This window comes from Paraburkholderia lebeckiae, assembly GCF_050436325.1.
GTDB classification, from domain to species: Bacteria; Pseudomonadota; Gammaproteobacteria; order Burkholderiales; family Burkholderiaceae; genus Paraburkholderia; species Paraburkholderia tuberum.
This window is the reverse complement of record NZ_JBNDLZ010000003.1, coordinates 1,581,952-1,602,718: the sequence shown is the minus strand read 5'-3', so window position 1 is coordinate 1,602,718 and position 20,767 is coordinate 1,581,952. Positions and strand designations below refer to the sequence as shown.

The window sequence follows — 20,767 nt, the reverse complement described above, 5'->3', positions numbered from 1 at the left end:
ATGGTGGAGATCTAAATTTCCGGCTTTGCCGATGGAATGTCCAGCCGTAGCATACCCCCGAATGACACGCGGAGGGTGTGATGGAAAACGGATCGATGACAGCGTTGGCCGGCACCGGCGAGCGCGGCGCGCGGCATCGCTGGAAGGTGCTCGGCGTTGGTTTTGCCGCGAATGCGAGCTTTTCGGCGGCATTTTCGGGGATTCCGACGACGGCGGTGTTCCTGCGCTCGGACTACCACCTGGGCAACCACGGGCTCGGCCTCGTGCTCGGCATGCTCGGCCTGGGCATTGCGGTCAGCGAGTTGCCGTGGGGGCTGTTGACCGACCGCTGGGGCGATCGCCGGGTGCTGCTGCTCGGCTTGCTGTCGACCGCGGTCGCGCTCGCCGGTCTCGCGCTGTTCGTGTCGCCGGGCGGCGCGCATGTGCCCGGCATCGTCCCGCTCGCGCTCGGGCTGCTGTTGGTCGGACTGCTGGGCGGCAGCGTCAACGGATCGAGCGGCCGAGCGGTGATGGCGTGGTTTCGCGAAGGCGAGCGCGGCCTCGCGATGAGCATCCGCCAAACCGCCGTGCCGGCGGGCGGTGGACTCGGCGCAGTGGTCCTGACGGTGCTCGCCTCGCACTTTGGTTTTGCGAGCGCCTATGCGGTGCTGGCGTTGGCGTGCGCGATCACAGCATGGTTCGCGTGGCGCTGGTTGCACGAGCCTGCACACGCGGACGATACGCTGGCGCCCAAAGGAGCGCGCGCGGCTGCGACGGCCCGTGCCGCGGCGGCGGACGGTTGGGGGTTGGACTCCTTGAGCGTCAGCGCACCGCAGCCGATGATCTCCCCATTGCGCGACATCGCGATCTGGCGCGTCGCGCTCGGCGCGGGCGCGCTATGCATGCCGCAGATTGCCGTGATCACATTCGGCACGGTGTTCCTGCACGACTTCGGGCGTGCAGGCGTGTTCGCGATCAGCGCGACGATGGCCGCGGTGCAGACTGGCGCCGCGATCGCGCGGGTCTGGAGCGGCGCGTGGACCGACCGGCGCGGCAATCGCCGCGCGTATATGCGGGCATGCAGTCTGTTGACCGCCGTGCTGTTCGTGCTGCTCGCGCTCGCGACCGGGCTCATCGGCCTGCGTCGCGCCGGGGCGGTCGCGCCGTTCGCGCTAATGATCGTACTCGGCGGAGTTAGCGCGTCGGCGTGGCACGGCGTCGCGTTCACCGAACTCGCGACGCTCGCCGGTACTCGCCGCGCGGGCACCGCGCTCGCACTGGGCAACACCTGCGTGTTCCTCACTCTGTTCGTGACGCCGCTCGCGATTCCGGCGCTGCTGTCTATCGGAGCATGGCCGCTGGTGTGGACGGTGGCGAGCGCTTGCGCGTTGCTCGCATTGCCGGTGTTTCCGCGCGCCGCGTCGACGCGTGCGATGCGCGCGACGCGTGCTTGCGATGCAGCGTGAGACGTGGGGGCGAACAGCGCCCGCTTTGCGTGGCCGAATTGATTTTGATTCGATTCGAATCACGGTGCGCATATTGCTTGGTAGAACTGTAAATTATCCCGATGATTGAGCTGGATTAGGAGCGCTCCGATTGTCGTGAATTTGCGAGGGTGATCAGATGGCTTTTGCGGCACGTTGCTTGAGTGCCACGACGCAGGTCGACGCCTGCCGCCTGCACAGCTACTGCCGCGCGCATTTCGACCATTCTTGTAACGAGCGAGACTAATCGTGGCAAATCTTCGAATCATTCTGGCGGACGATCACCCGTTCGTCCTGCTTGGCCTGAAGTCGACACTGGAGGCGCACGAAGGTCTGTCCGTCGTCGGTCAGGCGCAGATTCCCACTGCGTTGATCGCATTGCTGCAACACACACCGTGCGACGTGCTCGTCGTCGATCTTTCCATGCCGGAACCTGCCGGCGAGATTGGCGACGGACGCGGCCTAATCCAGCGCATTCGTGGCGAGTGGCCGTCATTGCGCGTCGTCGTCGTGACCGGGCAGACGAATGCCGCGATGTTGCGTGTCGTCGTCGCCGATGCTGCGGTCAGTGTGATCGGCAAAGCCGAGTCGCTCGAGGAACTGCCGCAAGCCGTCTGCGACAGTGCGCGCGGCGCGCGCTACCTGGGCCGCTCGGTAGTCGAAACGCTCGCGCGTTTGCAGCCGGACAACGGTCGGTTCGTGTCGGCCCTGCTGCTGTCGAAGCGGCAGACCGACATTCTGCGCAGGCTCGTGAACGGCGAGTCCATCGTGCAGATCGCGGCGGCGCTCGGCTGCCATCGCCGCACGGTGAGCCGGCACAAGCGCGAAGCGATGGCGCGGCTTGGCGTCAACGACGACCCCGCGCTTTTTTCCTGTGTGCGCGCCTGCGGCACGGTCCTCCTCGAATCGGAAGACTAAGCATCAGGCATACGGTTGTTCGTTCCATTTCAGAGCGCTCTGATGTTTGTCGCAAAAGAATTGCTCGACCATTGCGTGAGCGCCGGTCACTCATAACAAGGTGTCGAGAAATGAAAGTATCGAGGAGCGCCAGACGATGAACCTCATGGCTGCATCAGGAACGCCTGTTCGAACGATCATTGCGGATGATCATCCGCTGGTTCTGCTGGCTATAGAAAATCTGATTGGCAACTATCCGAACCTGAAGGTGGTTGGCCGTGCGGCGGATGTCGCCGAACTGTTCATCGAAGTCGATCGCAGTCCTTGCGATATCGTGCTGATGGACCTTTACATGCCAGGAGGGAACAACGACAACCGGTTCGACGTCGTCAGGCAGTTGAAGGCGCGCTATCCCAACGTGGCGCTCGTCATTCTGACAATGGAGACGGAGGCGGCGACGCTGCGCAAAGTGATGTCGCTCGGCGTGGATGGGCTGCTGAGCAAACGTGATCGTATCGATCTGATCCACGTGGCGGTGGTCATGGCGCTGGCGCGCGAATGTTTTGTCGGTCCGGCGGTACGCGCCATGCTGGCCGATGTCACGCTGACGCAACGTCTCGACTTCGTGCGCGCCACCCTGTCTCGCCGAGAGTTCGAGGTTTTTACGCAGTACGCGTCAGGACTCGGCGTCACGGAAATCGCCGCGCGGCTGGGACGTAGTGTGAAGACGATCAGCGCGCAGAAGTGCACGGCCATGCGCAAGCTGTCGCTCAATAGCGACGCCGAACTGTTTCGCTTCGCAGTCCAGTATGGCGTAGTGCCAGAAGGGCTTGGTCAAAGCCGTTAAGCGGGCGGCAACATTCTGCGCAGGCGCGCGGCGAATATATCGGCATAACCGGGGGACACATTTCGTGCGGTATGCCCGATCGACACCATAAAAAAGTCACGGAAAAGAATGACAAACAAGATTCACGTCGTCGTGGCAGACGATCACGACTCCATTCGCGCGGGCGTCCGATCTCTGCTGCGCGACAAGCCGAATATCGAAATTGTCGGCGAAGCTGCCGACACCCGTGGTCTCGCGAAGCTGCTCGATGCCTGCGCATGCGACGTCGTCGTGTCGGACATCGGCATGCCGGGACTCGACGGAGACACCAGCGCGGTGCCGCTATTGCGTCGGCTGCTACGGCGCACGCCGCATCCCCACGTGGTCGTGCTGACCATGATTGGGCGCGCGCATGTGTTGGCCGGCTTGCGCAATATCGGCGTGACTGGAATCGTCGACAAGCGCGACGCCGTGGACGCATTGATCGACGCAATCGAAGCCGTTGCCGCCGGGGGCACCCATCTATCGGAACAGGTTCGGGCCGCACTCGCAGCCGCGGAGCCTGCTCCGCCCCGGCGCGGCGGTGTGATGAGCGCACGCGAGTGGGAGGTGTTTCAACTCTATGTGCGAGGTCTCGCGGTGCACGAGATCGCCACACGTCTGCGACGTAGCGACAAAACCATCAGCACGCAAAAACGCAGCGCGATGCGCAAGCTCGGACTGGAAACAGAAGCCGACCTGATCAACTACGCCACTCAGGTTGGGCTGATATGAGGCGCAGCAATGGTCACAAATTCTTTCTCGATGGCTTTGAGGTAACCCTTATCAGACTTATCTGATTGCCGTGACGTAGGGAGCACCCAATAATCTTGGCCGCCTGTCATTGCGCGCCTTGCGCCGCAACTGCCAAGTGGCGAGTCCGTGATCCGATTACCAATGGATCAGGGGAATCCGGTGCAGACGTCTTCGCGCGATCGTTTGGCGTCTGTGCCTCATACTTGATGGACGGGATAGAGATGGTTGCGCTAGGCAAGCGATTGTGCAGCGAGGGTGTGGGTACGGCATGGCTCGTGTTCGTCGGCTGCGGCAGTACGGTGCTGGACACCACAGGCGTGCTGCAGGCCACTGGCGCGTTGCAAATGTCGTTGGCGTTCGGTCTTGCGCTTGCTATCGGCAGCTATGTCTTCGGCAAGTTTTCCGGCGCGCATTTCAATCCTGCCGTCACCATCGGCCTGACGATCGCGCAGCGCTTTCCCGTGCGTGATGTCTTGCCCTATATCGCTGCGCAAATCTGGGGCGCAATAGTCGCCGCGGCGCTTCTCGCCTACCTCGCCAGCGGCCGGCCAGGTTTCGAACTCTCCGCGAGTGAATTCGCGGCGAACGGCTTCGGCGCTCATTCGCCCGCCGACTATCCATTGCATGCGGCGCTCGTCGTGGAATTCGTGCTGTCGTTCGTGTTCGTCGGAGTATGCCTGCTGGTCGTCGTTCGAAAAGAGGTGGCAACGATTGCGCCGTTCATCACCGGCGCATGTCTGATGCTCGTCTACCTGGTGTCCATTCCGATCACCAATGGAGCGGTCAATCCCGCACGCTCGACCGCGCAGGCGCTGTTCGTCGGCAACTGGGCGCTGGATCAGTTGTGGCTGTTCTGGGCCGCGCCGTTGGCTGGAGCAATCGTGGCTGGCGCGCTGTTTTCGTTTCTGGACGGCGGAGCCGATTCGTCCTCGGTGTCGCTGGTGGACGGGCAGGGTGACGTTTCGTGAGCGAGGGACGGTACTCACCACTTCCGGTCGATGCGGTGCTGACATCGGGGCTGCGGCGTTTGTCGCGGTGTCTGTGGCCGCGCTCGCAACGCTACTCAATGACGCGTTGGCTCGCGTTTTTTCTGCTGGCGGTTACGGATGCGGTCTGCATGGCCGGGCCTGCCGGCGCTGCGTCACAGTCACCCGTAATTTCCGCAGTGGGAGCGGGTTCTTCCGCGTCGTCACCCATTGCATTTCCTGCCAGATTGACGGTCGGCATTCTCGAAGGAGGCTGGGCGCCGTTCGACATTCCGCTGGGCGGCCGGCTCGCCGGCGTCAGCGGCGACCTGTTGCGCGCGCTCGTGGGGCCGAACGTCGTCATCGAGACGAAGAGCTTTCCCGATATGGCCAAGCTGGTCGCCGCGGCTTGCGCCGGCGAGGTCGACCTGCTGACGAGCATAGCGCGCACACCGCAGCGCGAGCGCTGCCTCAGCTTTACGGCTCCTTACTTCCACTCGTTCGCCTCGGCCGTCGTGCGTCGCGACGACACCCGGCATGTGAACCCCACTGACCTCGCTGGCGCGCGTATCGCGATCGAGCGCGGTTTTGCGCGTGAGCGTTTGTTGCGCGCAGGTTTTCCTCGCGCGAGTATCGTCTCGTTCGGGAGCACGCACGAAGCGCTGAACGCGCTACTGCATGGCGATGCAGACGTCTACTTCGGCTTCACGCCGGTCGTGCAATACGAACTGGCGACCGACGCGTATCGCAATCTGCGCGTAGCGTTCGAGCAAGGCGGCAAAGCGCTCGACCTGCGCTTTGCCGTATCGCCTCGCCAGCCTGCTTTGCGCGATCAGCTGAACCGCGCGCTCGTGTCGATGAATCCCGCCGAGACTGCCGCGATACGCGCGCGCTGGCTGTCGGGCAACTTCAACGCGGCGCCCGCGCCGGATGCACCACGCTTCACGTTGACACCCGACGAGAAGAACTGGCTGCGTTCGCTGCCGCCGTTGCAGGTCGGCTTCGACAACGACTGGGCGCCCTTCAGCTATATTGATTCCGCAGGTCGCCCCGTCGGTCTGACCGCCGATTACCTCGCGTACCTGAGCAGCACGCTCGGTGTCGTGTTCAACCGCGCGCGCATGGCCGACTGGGCCGCCGCCGTTGAAGCGTTCCAGCGTGGCGACCTCGCGATGCTGTCCTCCACATCGAGTCGCGGCGCGCTTCTGGTAGGCGCCGACCATAGCCGTGTGTACGAGAGCGATCCGCTGGTGATCGTCGGGCGGAGCGGCGCGCCGCCCCCATGCTCGTTCGACGACATCACGTCGTGCCGCGTTGTGATGTCGCCGCACGTGGCCGGCTCGGTCCCGCTCGCGTTGGAAGCGGTGCCGGTCGATCACATCGTCGTCGCGGCGAGCCTGGGCGAGGCGCTGCGCATGGTCGCGAGCGGCGAGGCCGACGTGCTGGTCGGCAACGCGGCCGCGATCAACGTGCAACTGCGGCAGCACTACGTCGGCGCGCTCAGGGTGCTCGACTCGCTCGGCGAATCCGACTCGTTGTATTTTGCTGTGCGCGAGGATCTGAGCCCGCTCGTCAAGCTGATCGATCGCGCATTGCAGGCGATGCCGGCAGCCGAAAAGCAGCGCATCCGGCGCAAGTGGGTGAGTCCCGCCGCGCCGGACAACGCCGTATGGAGCGTGACTGCGGTGCGGCTGCTGCCGGTGCTGATCGGCATCGGCGTCGTGCTGCTGGTCACGTTGCGCGCGTACGTGCTGCTGCAACGCGAAGTCCGGCTACGCAAGCAGACCGAGCGCGAACTCGCACTGCAATTGAACTTCCAGGAAACGATGATGAAGACGGTGCCGTATCCGCTCATCGCGAAAGGCCTGGACGGACGGTACATCGCGATCAACGAGGCCTATGAGAAAGCGTGCGGGCTGGAGCGGAAGGACGTGCTCGGGCGCACGACGACCGAGGTCGGCACATGGGGTAACGCAAACAGCCGCGTGCTAGACGACATCACGGGCGAGATCCTGCGCGGCGGCGGCATCGCGAAAGTCGAACTCGAGTTCGAGGACGGCGCTGGCGAGACGCGGCATGGGATTTTCTGGACGAGCGTCTGCGAGGCCAGCGATGGGCAGCCGGCGTACGTGCTTGGCACGATGGTCGACATCACCGACATCCGGCGCGCTGAAATGCGTGCTCGCGAGACCGAACGGCGCCTGTTCGACGTCACGCGCTCGTTGCCCGCCGTCGTGTTCCAGTTGCGGCGCTCGCCATCCGGCGCGTATTCCTTCCCGTACATCGGCGGCGACACGCGGCATCTGCTCGGCGAGGGTGATTGGCATGGGGGGGCACGAGTCGATTTCCAACGAGTGTCGGAGCTGGATCGGCCGCGCGTTGTCGCCGAGCTGGAGCGTTCCGCGAGCTGTGCCTCCCCAGTGCATATGGAGTTCCGCCTGGAAAACGCCGGTCAACTAAAGTGGGTGCGGGCCGAGCTGGTGCCGCGGCGAGAAGCCGATGGCAGCGTCGTTTGGAGCGGCTATTGGGTCGATGCGAGCGTCGAGCGCGCGCGTTCGGAGGAACTCGCGCGGGCACGCGATGTGGCCGAGGCGGCCTCGCGCGCGAAGGACGACTTCTTCGCGATGATGAGCCACGAAATCCGCACCCCGATGAACGGTGTGCTCGGTCTCGTCGAAGTGCTCGAGCGCACGCCGCTCAGTACCGATCAGAGCGAAATGCTCGGCATGATCCATGAGTCGGCGGGCGCGCTGCTGCAGATTCTCGATGATTTGCTCGATTATTCGAAGATCGAGGCGGGGCGGCTCACGCTCGAAGCCGAGCCGATCGATCTGCGCGAGCTCGTCGATAACGCGGTCGGCCTGCTTGCGGGGCGCGCCCACGAAAAAGGGCTGAAAGTGCGCGTCGAAATCGCGACCGACGCCGCAGCGACGCTCCGTGGCGACAGCGTGCGTCTGCGCCAGATTCTGTTCAATCTGCTCGGCAATGCGATCAAGTTCACGCCGAAGGGCGAGGTGGGTGTGAGCGTAGCGGTCGTCGAAGATCGCGCGGATTCGCAGACGTTGGAGCTGACCGTTGAGGACACCGGCATCGGCATCGCGCCGGACGTGCAGGCGGGCCTGTTCGAGCCGTTCGTGCAGGCCGAGTCGTCCACCACGCGGCGCTTCGGCGGCACGGGCCTTGGGCTGACGATCTGCCGCAAGCTGATCGACCTGATGAACGGCACGCTCGCGCTGCGCAGCGAACCCGGCCATGGCACGAGGATGATCGTGCGGCTGACGATGCCGATCGTCGAACAGCGTTATTCGATCAACGGTCTGCGCGGCAAAAGCGCCGTCGTGATCACGCGAGATCCGCGCATCGGCCGAGCCCTCGTACACTTCGGCGAGGCGCTCGGGCTCGAACTGCGCAGCCTCTCGGCCGCTGCGGCGACGCAGGGCAAAAGCGACGTGCTGAGCCGCGCGGATCTGCTGTTTGTCGGCGAGGACGTCACGTTGCCCGTACAGATCGGCGCAAATGCGCGTGTCGTCACGCTGACCGAAAAACCGAAGCCGACGGGTTACCGCATCCTCGACGACAAGGTGCGCGTGAGCGTCAATCCGATTTCGTGGCGCGGCCTCGGCGCCGCATGCGCGGCCGCGATGACGGGCCTCTCGTCGATGTCCCCGATGACACCGCGAGCGACAGGCGTGCCGTTCTCGACCGATGGCGTCGCGCCGCGGCTTGATCGTGAACGCGCGATCGCGAGCGGGCGACTGATTCTTGTCGCGGAAGATCACCCAGTCAATCAGGAGTTGATCCGCCATCAACTCGCCCTGCTGGGGTTCGCGTGCGACGTCGCGAACGACGGCGCCGAAGCGCTTCTCGCACTGGAGCGCACGAGCTATGGCTGCCTGATCACGGACTGTCACATGCCGAACCTGTCCGGTTACGAACTGACTCGCCGTATCCGCGAAGCGGAGGCACTGCGCGGCGGCGCGCAGCGTCTGCCGATACTTGGCATCACGGCCAACACCGCGCCCGACGACCTGAGTTTGTGTCGCGAAGCCGGCATGGACGACAGTCTGATCAAGCCGACTCGGCTCGCCACGTTGCGCGACCACCTGAGCCGCTGGTTTGGCACCGACACCGTTCGGCACCCCGAGCCGGCAGAAACATGCGGTCGCGAATCGTCTGCGCTGGCCGGCGAGCGGCAGATCACTCGGCGCGTCGGTGTCGAACCGTACGTGCCCATCGAACTGGCACACATGACGCAGTTATGGGGAAGCGGGTCGACGGTCAAGGCGTTGCTCGGTTCATTCGTCTCGTCGATGCGCGAAGACTTCAACGCGCTTGCGACGTTACTCGAACGCGAAGACATGGGGCGGGTGCCCGAGTGGCTGCATCGGGTGATGGGGGCGGCCAGCGTGCTGCAGTATCAGCCACTCGTACACGCGCTCGAAGCCTATCGTCGCGACATTGTCGCGAAGTCGGCCGAGCAGTTGCGTAACGAGGGGCATGCGCTAATCCGCCAATGCGAGGCGATGCTCGATGGCATCGAACAGCAGGCCGCATTGCTCGCCGAGCAGGCGGCGGGCGGTGACCTCGCGCGAATACGCGGCCGATTCAAACGGCCGCGACCAAAATCGGGACGAAAAAAAACGCGGCCGAAGCCGCGTTAAAGGTTTGGAGACATCCTTCGATGAAGGAGTCACTTCTCGCAAATCGAAGCATACCAGGAATAGCGTCATTTATTTATTACAAATCGCGCAATTAACTTTTCGATCAAATCGATTAGAACGATTTCGCGCTACGTTTTCGCCTGTATTTTAGGCATATCTGACGAACGCCTTTGCGCATTGCGCAGTTTGCCCATCGGGCCTTCTGTTTTAATCACAGTCCGGTTCGAATTAAGGCGGCCCGCGCAAGCCACCACCCCAACCTCACCGGCTCCAAATGATTTGCACTAGTATGTGGAAGCTCCGCACGGCCGACACGGGTGCCGCGACGGCGCGTCAATGTCCGGAGAAGACCATGATTTCGCTGCGAAAATTGAATCTGGCCCTGGTGGTGTGGGCGCTTGCGTCGGGCGCTGCGTTCGCGGATACGGTCGCGCTGAAGGCGAATCTCCAGCCGTCGAGCGAAGTGCCGCCGCGCGTGAGTCACGGGCACGGCGTGCTGAATGCGACCTTCGACACGTCCACCCAATCGCTGCAGTGGACTGTTACTTACGAAGGCTTGAGCAGTCCGGTCACCGCCGCGCATTTCCACGGTCCCGCGCCGGTTGGCCAGAACGGGAAGGTCCAGGTGCCGATCGAGAAGAATGGCCTCGCGAGTCCGATCAAAGGCACGGCGAAGCTGACCGAGCAGCAGGTCACGGATCTGATGGCGGGGCAGTGGTACTTCAATGTTCATACCGCGCAGAATCCGACGGGCGAAATTCGCGGGCAGGTGTTGCCGGCGAACTAGGCGTGGGCCTCGCGTGGGCCGAGCGTGCGTGCCGCGGCCACAAGCAGCTTCACACCGTTAGAACCCGCCAACCGACGGCGTCCCCGCCACTGCCCGTACCATGACGGGACTTCAACGAAGGAGCATGTCCCGATGAGTTGGCAAAGCGCGCTCGCTTGCTGGTATTTGCGCAGGCAGTTCCGGCCCGAAACCCTCAAACCGTCTATCAACGTCGAAAGGGCGCGCGCGCTGACCTCGAAGCGCGTGTGGTCGCCACGCGTGCCGCGCGGCTGGCATCTTCGCGAAACGTATGGCGCGGGCGACGCGCCGCTCGTCGGCGAATGGCTGGAACGCGTGGACGGCGGCACGGCCGGCGGCGCGGAGCCGACGGTCCTGTATTGCCACGGCGGAGGCTACTACTTCTGCTCGCCGCGCACGCATCGGTCGCTAACGTTCGCTCTCGCTACCCGCGCCGACGCGCGGCTCTTCTCCCTCGACTACCGCCTCGCGCCCGAGCATCGCTTTCCGGCCGCGCTCGACGACGCCACCGCCGCCTATCGACAACTGCTCGCGATGGGCATCGCACCGAGCTCGATCGTGGTCGCCGGCGACTCGGCCGGCGGCGGCCTCGCGCTCGCCACGCTGGTCGCGCTGCGCGACGCCGGCGCACCGATGCCCGCTGGCGGCCTGCTGTTCTCGCCGTGGACCGATCTGGCGACGACCGGCGCGAGCCTGCGCACCAACGACAGCGTCGATCCGATGTTCTGTGGCGCCTCGATCGGGCGCGCGGCCAAGGTCTATCTCGGCGACGCGCCGGCCACGCATCCGTACGCGTCGCCGGTTTACGCGGACCTGCGCGGTCTGCCGCCGCTGTTCTTGCAGGCGGGCAGCACCGAGGTGCTGCTCGACGACGCGCGCCGCGTCGCCGACAACGCACGCGCGGCAGGAGTCGATTGCGAATGCGAGGTGTGGAAAAACCTGCCGCACGTGTGGCCGATGTTCGCGCCGTTCATGCCGGAGGCGAACCGCGCGCTCGATCGCGCGGCCGCGTTCGTCCGGCGCGCGACGAGCCGCGCCGCGAACAGGGCTCAGGCGTCGAGCGTGACGTCGAGCGTCCGATAGACGGCTTCGATCGTTTGGTGGCCGTATTGCCGCTCGAGCCGCCGCACGGTGAAGTGCCCATGCGCGACCTGCTGGAAGTGATCGATAAACACGGTGTTGACCATCGCGCCGAGCACCGCGCCGATCGCGGGAATCGATTTGGCAGCGATCTGTTCGCTGACCTGCACCGAAAAGCGTGCGGCGATTGCGTTGAGCAGCCGCAGCAGCGCCGCCGAGCCGTGGGTAGTAAAGCCCTTGCTGGCCACCTCGGACGACGCCTTCGACACCGCCTGCGCTAGCGCACCGCGCATGAAGAAGTAGCCGAGGTCGGCGTCGTCGTCCTCACTCGATGTACCGCCCATGCCGAGCACGGTCAGGCATTGCAGCTGCGTGTCGACCGAGCTTAGGTCCTCGCCCTCGCTGCGCGCGATGTCGCAGATCGAGCGGAACATCAGCGTAGTCGTGACCGGCAGCTCGACCGGCAGCGCGACCAATCCAAACGCGCCGCCGGCCGCGCCGGTGGTCGCGACCGCGAACTTGTGCAGCAGGTTGTTCGGCTTGTCGGGCGCGAGAAGCTTGGCGTCGTCGCGCCGGCCGAGCGTGCGTAGCGCGATCGACAGACATTTGCGCAACGCGGCCTGCGTCGCATCGGACACTTTTTGGTTGGCGAACGCCGGAATGCGCGACAGCAGCTTCTCGATCGGCGCGCCGACGACGCTCGCGAGCTTCATCGTGAGCGCGGGGCTTTCGAGTTGGTGTTTCGCGCGCCGCAGCGCGGCGAGATCCTGCTCCGATAAGGATGGTGCTGCGAGCGAACTCGGCTGCATGGGTCTCCCTGGCATGTTGTGTCCTGGATACTTCAAGGTCAGTCTACCGCGTTGCAAGACGCGTTCCGTCCCGGTTGGAGCGTCGCACCGTGGTATGATGCCCAATCTTTTGACACGTCAACTTTTGCTCCATCAAAAATGGCTGTCCATACCGCCGCCCACCATTCGAGTGGGCAAGTCTTACCGTTCCGCGAATCCCTGCTGGCCATGCTCGGCATCTCATTCGTCACGATGCTGGTCGCGCTCGACCAGACCGTGGTCGGCACCGCGCTGCCCACGATCGTGTCCGAACTCCGAGGCTTCGAGTTGTACGCATGGGTCGCAACCTCGTATCTGCTGACCTCGGTGATCACCGTACCGATTTTCGGGCGGCTCGGCGATTATTACGGGCGCAAGCCATTCGTGATTGCCTCGATCGTCGTGTTTACCGGCGCCTCGGTGCTGTGCGGCGCGGCCAACAACATGCTGTTTCTCGTGCTCGCGCGCGGGTTGCAGGGCATTGGCGGCGGCATGCTCGTCGGCACCGCGTTCGCATGCATTCCCGATCTGTTCCCCGATTCCGTCGTGCGGCTGCGCTGGCAGGTGCTGATGAGCTCGGCGTTCGGGATCGCCAATGCGGTCGGCCCGTCGCTCGGCGGTTTTCTCACGCAGTACTACGGCTGGCGCTCGGTGTTCTATGTGAATTTGCCGGTCGGGCTGCTGTCGCTGTTTTTCGTCTGGCGTTTCCTGCCGCATCTGCGACACGTCGAACATACCGGCAAAATGCGGCTCGACTGGCCCGGCGCGCTGCTGATCGCGATCGCGCTTGGCTCACTGCAGCTGTCCGTCGAATTGCTGCCGAAGCACGGCATCACGCTGAGCGCGTTCGCGCTGCTCGGGCTCGCCGTCGCGTCGGCCATCTCGCTGTGGAAATGGGAAAAGCGCTGCCCGACCGCGATCCTGCCCGTCGACATGTTCCGCAACCGCAGTCTGGCCGCGCTGTTCACGCTGGCCGTGCTCGGCGGCTTCACGATGTTCTCGCTGCTGTTCTACGCACCGCTGCTGTTCCAGGGCGGCTTCGGCATGTCGCCGAAAGAGGCCGGCCTCGTGATCACGCCGCTCGTCGTGTTCATCACGATCGGCAGTATCGCGAACGGGCGCGTCGTGTCGCGGGTGAAGAATCCGAACCTGATGCTGTACATCGGCTTTGCGATGGTCGCGTTGTCATGCCTTGGCATCGTCGTCGCGACCCGTTCGATGCAGCAATGGGTGCTGATGTCGTTCATGGTCGTCGGGGGCCTCGGGCTCGGCTTCGTGATGCCGAACCTGACGATCTTCGCGCAGCAGACCGCGGGCCGCGAACACCTCGGCATCGCGACCGCGCTGCTGCAGTCGCTGCGGATGATCGGTGGCATGATCGGCACGGCGCTGACCGGCACGCTCGTGACCCACATGTACAAGAGCGGTGTGCGCAATGCGCTCGAAGGCGCGGGCGCGTCGCACTGGTTCGCCGATCTCGGCGATCCGCAGATTCTGATCAACCGCGATGCGCAGACCACGCTCGTCAATCAGTTGACGCACGCGGGCCACAACGGCGCGATGCTGCTCGAAAGCGCGCGCGAGTCGCTGGTCGGGGCGATTCATCTGGGTCTCGCGATGGCCGCGGTGATCGCCGTCGTGTCGGTGTGGCAAACCCGCCGCGTTCCGCGGGTCAAGCTGCAGCGCAAGCTCGAGCCGGTGATTCACGCAGATTGATTTTTGGACTTGGTGTTGGACGGGCAGATTATGGAAGAACAGGACCGCGTTGCAGTCATGCAGCAATTTGGTCGCACGTATCGGGCGTTCATGTCGGCATTCGAGGCCCAGGTGGGGCATCCGTTGCCACGCTGGCGCATTCTGCTCGCGCTGCGCGAGCAGGCCGGCGAGTCGTCGCAGAAGCGGCTCGTCGAGCGGTTGCGCGTCGATCCTGGCGCGCTCACGCGACAGCTGAAGGCGCTCGAAGGGTTGGGCTGGATCGCGCGCAGCATGGATACGCGCGATAACCGCGTGACCAACGTGCGCCTGACCGAAGCGGGCAACGCCGCGACCGAAGCGAGCCTGCCGCGTCGCAATGCGTTCTTGCACGACACGATGGCCGGGTTGCCGGATGAGGCGCTCGCGGCATTGTCGGGCGCGCTGAAAATGTTGGAGACGCGCATCGGCGAGGTGACGGCCAACGCCAGCGTCGCGACCGTGGCCGCCGCACCGCAGGATACCGCTGGCGACGAGGCGGCGCAACGCATGTGATCGCTACTTCGCGCGTGGCGATAAAAAAGGCTGTGAGCCCAAGGGCGCACAGCCTTTTTCTTTAGCGGAACAGATCGCGCTTCAGTCAGCGCGGCGTGGTCCGATCAGAAGAACGTCTCGATCACTTCCTTCACGCGATACTGCGGATCGACGACCAGCACCTGCTTCCACTTGTCGAACGTCAGGCACGGATGCGAGATGTCGAACGCGATCATGTCGCCCACTTTGAGATCGGCGCCGGCGGGAATCCGCAGATACGCGTGCTGGTCCATCAGACCGAAGATTTCCCAGCCTTCGCTCGCGGCGATGTCGCGCGGCGCTTGCTGGCCCGGGCGATAGTGGCGCGCCGGCTCCGGCATGCCTGCGTCGAACGCGGAGTCGCGTTTGCCGAGGCCGATGATCGCGCGATCCGGCTCGGGAATCGACTGCACGTACGCCCACAATTGCAGCGCCGGCAGCAAGCCTTCGCCCATTTTCTTCGCGACCGGATTGCGCTTGAAAATGTCGGTCTGCGCCTTGCGATAGATGCCGACGTCGTGCGTCAGATAGCAGCCCGGGCGCAGCACGACCTCGACCTTGCCGGTTTGCGTCGCCTGCGCGAACTCTTCGGCGACCACGTCGTACCACGCCGATCCCGCGCCCGATAGCACAGCGGGCGAGCGCGCGAAACGCCCTTGCTCGACGAGCTCGCGCGTGACCGCGACCGCGCCTCGCAGGAACGCACGCACCTCGGGTTCTTCCTTCAGCACGCCTTCGTACAGTTCGACCCCCGCAAGCTTCAGCACGTCCGGATAGCGCGCGATCGCGTCCAGCACCGCGTTGCGCTGCGCTTCGTCGCGCACGCCGGTGCGTCCGCCCGGCACGCCGAGTTCGAGCAGCACCTGCAGCGACTTCTTCACCGAGGTGAAGAATTCGCCGAGTTGCTCGACGCCTTCAGCCGAATCGACGAGGCAGAAGAATTCGAAATCCGGATCGCTGAGTAATTCGGCGATCATCATCATGTTGTGACGGCCCACCAGCTGATTCGCCATCAGGATGCGCGAGACGCCGCCGTGGTACGCCGCGCGCACCTGATGAGCGGTGGCGAGCGTGATGCCCCACGCACCGGTTTCGAGCTGACGGCGAAACAGTTGCGGCGCCATCGTGGTCTTGCCGTGCGGCGCGAGCTTGACCCCGTATTCGGCAACGAACGCTTGCATCCACTTCAGGTTGTGCTCGACGCGATCCTCGTACAGTACGGCAGCCGGCAGGCTGACGTCCTCGGCGAGCAGGTTCCACTCGAGGCGCGCGGCGTCCTTCAACTGGACGCTCGTGCCCGGAACCATGCCCAAGCCCTTGCTATAAGGATCAATCGTCGCGCCCTGATAGTTTGTAACTTTCATGTCTCCGTGCTCCATCGTCCGGGTAAATTGAGTCAGATTTGACTTTACCATGTTATCGAAAGTACGATGTCTGAAAGAATGTTATTTAGTACCATGGGTTTCGAAGGCCCCCGGAGGGCCGCGAAAGCCGTGCCGCGAACCCCACCGCCTGCCATGAACCGTAGCGCCGAACCGCTCGCTTTCGACATCGTCGCGCGCATTGCCGAGTGCGCGCCAGAGTTGCGCTCGGCCGAACGCAAGGTCGCCGCGCTGATCCTCGACGATCTGACCGGCGCGTCGCGCGCGAGCATCGGCGCGCTGGCACAGCAGGCCGAGGTCAGCATCGCGACCGTCACGCGCTTCGCGAAGGCGGTCGGCTGCCGCGACGTGCGCGAACTCAAGCTGCGGCTCGCGCAGGCGGCCGCGGTCGGTCAGCGGTTTCTCGAGCGCGACACCGCGAGCGACGCACCCGAGCCGATCGCCACGCGGGTCTTCGACGAGCTGCAAACGGCGCTCGCGCACAATCATCAACTGCTGCGCCAGGCGCCGCTCGCCGAAGCGGCGGCCGCGCTGCGCAATGCGCGCATGATCTACGTGTTCGGCATGGGCGGCGGCTCGACCGCGCTCGCTGACGAAATGCGTTTCAGGCTCGTGCGCCTCGGCCGCCCGGTCGCAACCTATCAGGACGGGCTGTTGCAGCGCATGGTGGCTAGCACGGTGTCGCGCGAGTGCGTCGTGATCGCGCTGTCCACCACGGGGCGCGTGCCCGAGATGGTCGAGAACTGCAAGATCGCGCGCAGCTACGGTGCGACGGTGGTCGCGCTGACTGCGCCCGCGTCGCCGCTGGCGAAGCTCGCCAACTGGCTGATCCCGATCGTAGCGTTCGAAACCGATTTCATTTACAAGCCGTCGTCGTCCCGTTACGCGATGATGATGGCGCTCGATGTGCTCGTCACCGAACTTGCCGTCAGTCAGGGCGACGAAAGCCGCGAATTGCTGCGCCGCATGAAGCACGCGCTCGACGCGCACCGCGGCGGCGGCGATCGACAACCGTTAGGAGATTGATCCATGCATTCGCATCCCGAAGCCGCCGACACGCTGATCGTCGGCGCGCAACTGTACGACGGCACGGGCGCGCCGCCCGTCGAGCGCGACGTGGCGATCCGCGACGGGCGCATCGCCGCGATCGGCAATCTGTCGAACTGGCTCGCCGAAGAGGTGATCGAGGCCGACGGGCGCGCGCTCGCGCCGGGCTTCATCGACGTACACACGCACGACGACACGCATGTGATCCGCTCGCCGCAGATGCTGCCCAAGATCACCCAGGGCGTGACGACGGTGATCGTCGGCAATTGCGGGATCAGCGCGTCGCCGGTATCGCTGAAGGGCGATCCGCCCGATCCGATGAACCTGCTCGGCGAGCGCGACGCGTTCCAGTACCCGACCTTCGCCGACTATGTGAACGCGGTGAACGCCGCGCGGCCGGCGGTGAACGTCGGCGCGCTGATCGGCCACACGGCGTTGCGTAATAACCAGATGGACCGGCTCGATCGCGCGGCGACTGCCGAGGAAATCGAGCGCATGTGCGCGCAGCTCGAGGAAGCGCTCGCGCACGGCGCGCTCGGTCTCAGCTCGGGGCTCGCATACGGTTCGGCGTTCGCCGCACCGACCGAGGAAGTGATGGCGCTCGCCGAGCCGCTCGCGGCCGCGGGCGCGCTATACACGACCCATATGCGCACCGAGTTCGACGCGATTCTCGAGGCGATGGACGAGGCCTACCGCGTCGGTCGTCATGCGCGTGTGCCGGTCGTGATCTCGCATCTGAAGTGCGCGGGGCCGTCGAACTGGGGGCGCAGCGTCGAAGTGCTGAAGTCGCTCGAAGGCGCGCGCGGCGGGCAGCCGGTCGGTTGCGACTGCTATCCGTACAACCGCAGCTCGTCGACGCTCGATCTGAAGCAGGTGACAGGCGACATCGACATCACGATCACGTGGTCCGAGCCGCATCCGGAAATGGCGGGCAAGCTGATCAAGGAAGTCGCGGCCGAATGGGGCGTCTCGCAGCAGGAGGCGGGCAAGCGCCTGCAACCGGCCGGCGCGGTCTATCACAACATGTCCGAAGACGACGTGCGGCGCATCCTGTCGCATCCGGCTACGATGGTCGGTTCCGACGGCCTGCCGAACGACCCGCTGCCGCATCCGCGACTGTGGGGCGCGTTTCCGCGCGTGCTCGGTCACTATGCGCGCGATGCCGCTTTGCTGCCGCTCGAGGAAGCGGTGCGCAAGATGACGAGCCTGTCCGCGCGCCGCTTCGGACTCGCGCAACGCGGTGAAGTGCATATCGGCTATCACGCCGACCTCGTGCTGTTCGATCCGGCGAAAGTGCATGACGTGGCGACGTTCGACAAGCCCCAGCAGCCCGCTGCCGGCATCGACGCGGTGTGGGTCAACGGCGTGCTGTCGTATCGCGATGGCGCGGTGACGGGCGAGCGGGCTGGCCGGTTCGTCACGCGCGGCGCGCCGTCGAAGGGCGATGCGCAGGGCGCGTTCTGATTTTTTATCGATTGATGGCGGCACGCGCGGCGAGGGCGCCGCGCGTGCCCGACTTTTTAAGGAGTGTGACGATGAAGCGATATGGCGTGGAAGGCGGAAAGGGAACGGGCGGTCAGGTGATGCCGTTCGCGCGCGCGGTCGAGGCGGACGGCTGGCTGTTCGTGTCGGGCCAGACGCCGATGGAAAACGGCGAAGTGATCAACGGCGGCATCGTCGAGCAATCGCACAAGGCGATCCAGAACGTGTTCGCGATTCTGAAGGAAGCGGGCTATGGCGCCGAGCACGTCGTGCGTTGCGGCGTGTGGCTCGACGATCCGCGCGACTTCGCGTCGTTCAACAAGGTGTTTCGCGAGTATTTTGGCGAGAATCCGCCGGCGCGGGCGTGCGTGGTGTCGTCGATGGTGATCGACTGCAAGGTCGAGGTGGATTGCGTCGCTTATAAGAAGCCGGCGGCCTGATCGCTTTGATGGCTTTCATGTGACGAGGGCGCCGCAGGTCGTAATGGCCTGCGGTGCCCTCGTCGCGTTTACCGCTGTTTTTTTTCTTGGAATTACTGCCGCGCGAGCCGCATGTTGTCCGGCATCGGCAGGTTGTAGTTGGTGCGGAACGGGTTGATGTCGAGCCCGCCGCGACGCGTGTAGCGCGCATAGACGGCGAGCTTCAGCGGTTTGCACATCTTCATGATGTCGACGAAGATTCGCTCGACGCATTGCTCATGAAACCCGGTGTGATTGCGGTACGAGATGATGTATCGCAAGAGGCCCGCGTGATCGATCTGCGGGCCTGTGTAGTGGATCTGCACGCTGCCCCAGTCCGGCTGACCGGTCACCGGGCAGTTCGACTTCAGCAGGTTCGAGAACAGCGTTTCCTCGACCGGCGCTTCGTCGTGCGCCGCGCTCAAAAGTGACGCGTCCGGCTGATAGACGCTCGCCTCGAGTTCCAGCCGGTCGAGCGACAGGCCGTCGAATTCTTCCATTTTCAGCTTGCCGAATTCATGCGGTGTGCTCAGATGTACCGACACGGTCGCGCCGCACGACGCGGACACGTCGCGCCTGATCGTGTCGCGTACGCTCTCGGCCGAGGCGAACGCTGTCTGCGCGAACGAGCCCAGATACAGCTTGAACGATTTCGACTCGACGATGTTCGGCGAGTCGGCCGGCACGAAGAACGTCGCGACCGCGATCTGCGGCTTGCCGCGCGCGTTCAGCCACGACAGCTCGTAGGCGTTCCAGATGTCGGTGCCGAAAAACGGCAGTCGCGCGGTAATGCCGATCGCCTCGCGCGCATGGCTGCGCGCAATCGGAAACAGCAGCGTCGGATCGTATTGTTCGGTGTAAGTCGAGGACTTGCCGAGCGGGGATTGTTCGGGTGTCATGATGCGTTCACGATGCCACTCAGCACGTGCCCTGTCGCCGTTACGACGCGGGCCGATTCGCAGTGGCCGATCTGGTCGTCGAAGAAAAAGTCGGGCTCGAACTCGCGCAGGAATGCGCTTTTGTCGAGGCCGCCGAGGAACATCGCTTCGTCGATTTCGATGTTCCATGCCATCAGGGTGCGGATCGCTCGCTCATGCGCGGGCGCCGAACGCGCCGTCACCAGCGCCGTGCGAATGCGCATCGGCGCGGCCGCGTCCGCGAGTTTTTGCAACCGGTGCAGTGCTTCGAGCAGCGGCTTGAGCGGACCGTCCGCGAGCGGCAGATGCTTGTTGTCGATCTCGTGACCGACGAACGCGCGCAGGCCGTCTTGCTGGAAGATGCGTTCCGCTTCGTCGGAAAACAAGACCGCGTCGCCGTCGAACGCAATGCGGATTTCGTCCGGGTACTTGCTCGCCATTTTCGCCGATTCCGGCAACACGCGTGCGGCTGGGAAGCCAGCGGCGAGCGCATCGCGCACGTCCTGCTGATTCGCCGACAAAAACAGCGAAGCGTTCAGCGGCTTCAGATAACCGAACGGCGCTCGGCCGCGCGTGAACACGCCGCGCTCGATCGCGAGCCCGTGTTCGCGGCAGGAATGAAACGCGCGCAGACCGCTGATCGGATCGCTGCGCGACAGGATCACCACTTCGACGCGATGACCGCCGGCGTTCAGCGCAAGCAGCTTGCGAATCAGCGGAAACGCGACGCCCGGTTTCGCGGGCACGTTCAGACGCTCGCGCTGCAACGCTTCGTAAGCCTTCAGGTCGCCGGCCTCGTAGACACGGTTCTCCTCCTCGAAGTCGAACAGCGCGCGCGACGAGATTGCGACCACCAGTTTGTCGACGAGCGAAAGCGCCATCGTTGCGTTCCGGTCC

The 20,767-nt window shown here is 64.5% G+C and carries 17 protein-coding genes; 13 read left to right on the top strand and 4 right to left on the bottom strand.

Features of this window, described 5'->3' with window-relative positions:
• Positions 1–80: 80 nt before the first annotated feature.
• The 8 genes from OKW44_RS25195 (at position 81) to OKW44_RS25160 (ending at position 11,495) form a co-directional block, all read left to right on the top strand.
• Positions 81–1,445, top strand: a complete 1,365-nt coding sequence (locus OKW44_RS25195; protein WP_018419374.1) for an MFS transporter — start codon at positions 81–83, stop codon at positions 1,443–1,445.
• A 267-nt stretch (positions 1,446–1,712) separates the two neighbouring features.
• Positions 1,713–2,381, top strand: a complete 669-nt coding sequence (locus OKW44_RS25190) for a response regulator (protein WP_018419375.1) — start codon at positions 1,713–1,715, stop codon at positions 2,379–2,381.
• 136 nt (positions 2,382–2,517) lie between these two features.
• The gene (locus OKW44_RS25185) at positions 2,518–3,207 is read left to right on the top strand and encodes a response regulator (protein ID WP_018419376.1); all 690 of its coding nucleotides are present in this window, start codon (positions 2,518–2,520) and stop codon (positions 3,205–3,207) included.
• Positions 3,208–3,315: 108 nt separating this feature from the next.
• Positions 3,316–3,960, top strand: coding sequence for a response regulator (locus OKW44_RS25180; protein WP_018419377.1), 645 nt, complete (start codon positions 3,316–3,318; stop codon positions 3,958–3,960).
• A gap of 242 nt (positions 3,961–4,202) precedes the next feature.
• Positions 4,203–4,949 carry an aquaporin Z gene (gene aqpZ, locus OKW44_RS25175; RefSeq protein WP_018419378.1) on the top strand — a complete coding sequence of 249 codons (747 nt, stop codon included), beginning with the start codon at positions 4,203–4,205 and terminating at the stop codon, positions 4,947–4,949.
• Positions 4,950–5,194: 245 nt separating this feature from the next.
• Positions 5,195–9,607, top strand: a complete 4,413-nt coding sequence (locus OKW44_RS25170) for an ATP-binding protein (protein ID WP_018419379.1) — start codon at positions 5,195–5,197, stop codon at positions 9,605–9,607.
• A gap of 352 nt (positions 9,608–9,959) precedes the next feature.
• Positions 9,960–10,394 (top strand): CHRD domain-containing protein, encoded by a 435-nt coding sequence (locus OKW44_RS25165; protein WP_026225594.1) that lies wholly within the window; start codon positions 9,960–9,962, stop codon positions 10,392–10,394.
• 132 nt (positions 10,395–10,526) lie between these two features.
• On the top strand, positions 10,527–11,495 hold the full coding sequence (locus OKW44_RS25160; protein ID WP_018419381.1) for an alpha/beta hydrolase: 969 nt from the start codon (positions 10,527–10,529) through the stop codon (positions 11,493–11,495).
• On the opposite strand, the gene OKW44_RS25155 is transcribed toward OKW44_RS25160, so the two are convergent.
• Positions 11,462–12,301 (bottom strand): EcsC family protein, encoded by an 840-nt coding sequence (locus OKW44_RS25155; protein ID WP_018419382.1) that lies wholly within the window; start codon positions 12,299–12,301, stop codon positions 11,462–11,464. The genes OKW44_RS25160 and OKW44_RS25155 overlap by 34 nt on opposite strands.
• 138 nt (positions 12,302–12,439) lie before the next feature.
• On the opposite strand from OKW44_RS25155, the gene OKW44_RS25150 reads away from it, so the two are divergent.
• Together OKW44_RS25150 and OKW44_RS25145 are read left to right on the top strand one after the other, a co-directional pair.
• Positions 12,440–14,035: an MDR family MFS transporter gene (locus tag OKW44_RS25150; RefSeq protein ID WP_026225595.1), complete on the top strand. Its 1,596-nt coding sequence runs from the start codon at positions 12,440–12,442 to the stop codon at positions 14,033–14,035.
• A gap of 30 nt (positions 14,036–14,065) precedes the next feature.
• Positions 14,066–14,566 (top strand): MarR family winged helix-turn-helix transcriptional regulator, encoded by a 501-nt coding sequence (locus OKW44_RS25145; RefSeq protein ID WP_018419384.1) that lies wholly within the window; start codon positions 14,066–14,068, stop codon positions 14,564–14,566.
• Between the two features lie 104 nt (positions 14,567–14,670).
• On the opposite strand, the gene OKW44_RS25140 is transcribed toward OKW44_RS25145, so the two are convergent.
• Positions 14,671–15,948 carry an amino acid deaminase gene (locus OKW44_RS25140; protein WP_018419385.1) on the bottom strand — a complete coding sequence of 426 codons (1,278 nt, stop codon included), beginning with the start codon at positions 15,946–15,948 and terminating at the stop codon, positions 14,671–14,673.
• Between the two features lie 153 nt (positions 15,949–16,101).
• Here OKW44_RS25140 and OKW44_RS25135 point away from each other — a divergent pair, with 153 nt between their 5' ends.
• From OKW44_RS25135 to OKW44_RS25125, 3 genes are all read left to right on the top strand, one after another.
• A complete protein-coding gene (locus tag OKW44_RS25135; RefSeq protein ID WP_018419386.1) occupies positions 16,102–16,992 on the top strand; it encodes a MurR/RpiR family transcriptional regulator in 891 nt (296 codons plus the stop codon).
• 3 nt (positions 16,993–16,995) lie between these two features.
• A complete protein-coding gene (locus OKW44_RS25130; protein WP_018419387.1) occupies positions 16,996–18,477 on the top strand; it encodes an N-acyl-D-amino-acid deacylase family protein in 1,482 nt (493 codons plus the stop codon).
• Positions 18,478–18,548: 71 nt separating this feature from the next.
• On the top strand, positions 18,549–18,935 hold the full coding sequence (locus OKW44_RS25125; protein WP_008923846.1) for a RidA family protein: 387 nt from the start codon (positions 18,549–18,551) through the stop codon (positions 18,933–18,935).
• 92 nt (positions 18,936–19,027) lie between these two features.
• Here OKW44_RS25125 and queF read toward each other — a convergent pair whose 3' ends face one another.
• Entirely contained in the window at positions 19,028–19,852 is an 825-nt protein-coding gene (gene queF, locus OKW44_RS25120) for an NADPH-dependent 7-cyano-7-deazaguanine reductase QueF (RefSeq protein ID WP_018419388.1), read from the bottom strand.
• Positions 19,849–20,751, bottom strand: coding sequence for a 5'-nucleotidase (locus OKW44_RS25115; protein ID WP_018419389.1), 903 nt, complete (start codon positions 20,749–20,751; stop codon positions 19,849–19,851). The genes queF and OKW44_RS25115 overlap by 4 nt, the downstream gene beginning before the upstream one ends.
• Between the last annotated feature and the right edge of the window lie 16 nt (positions 20,752–20,767).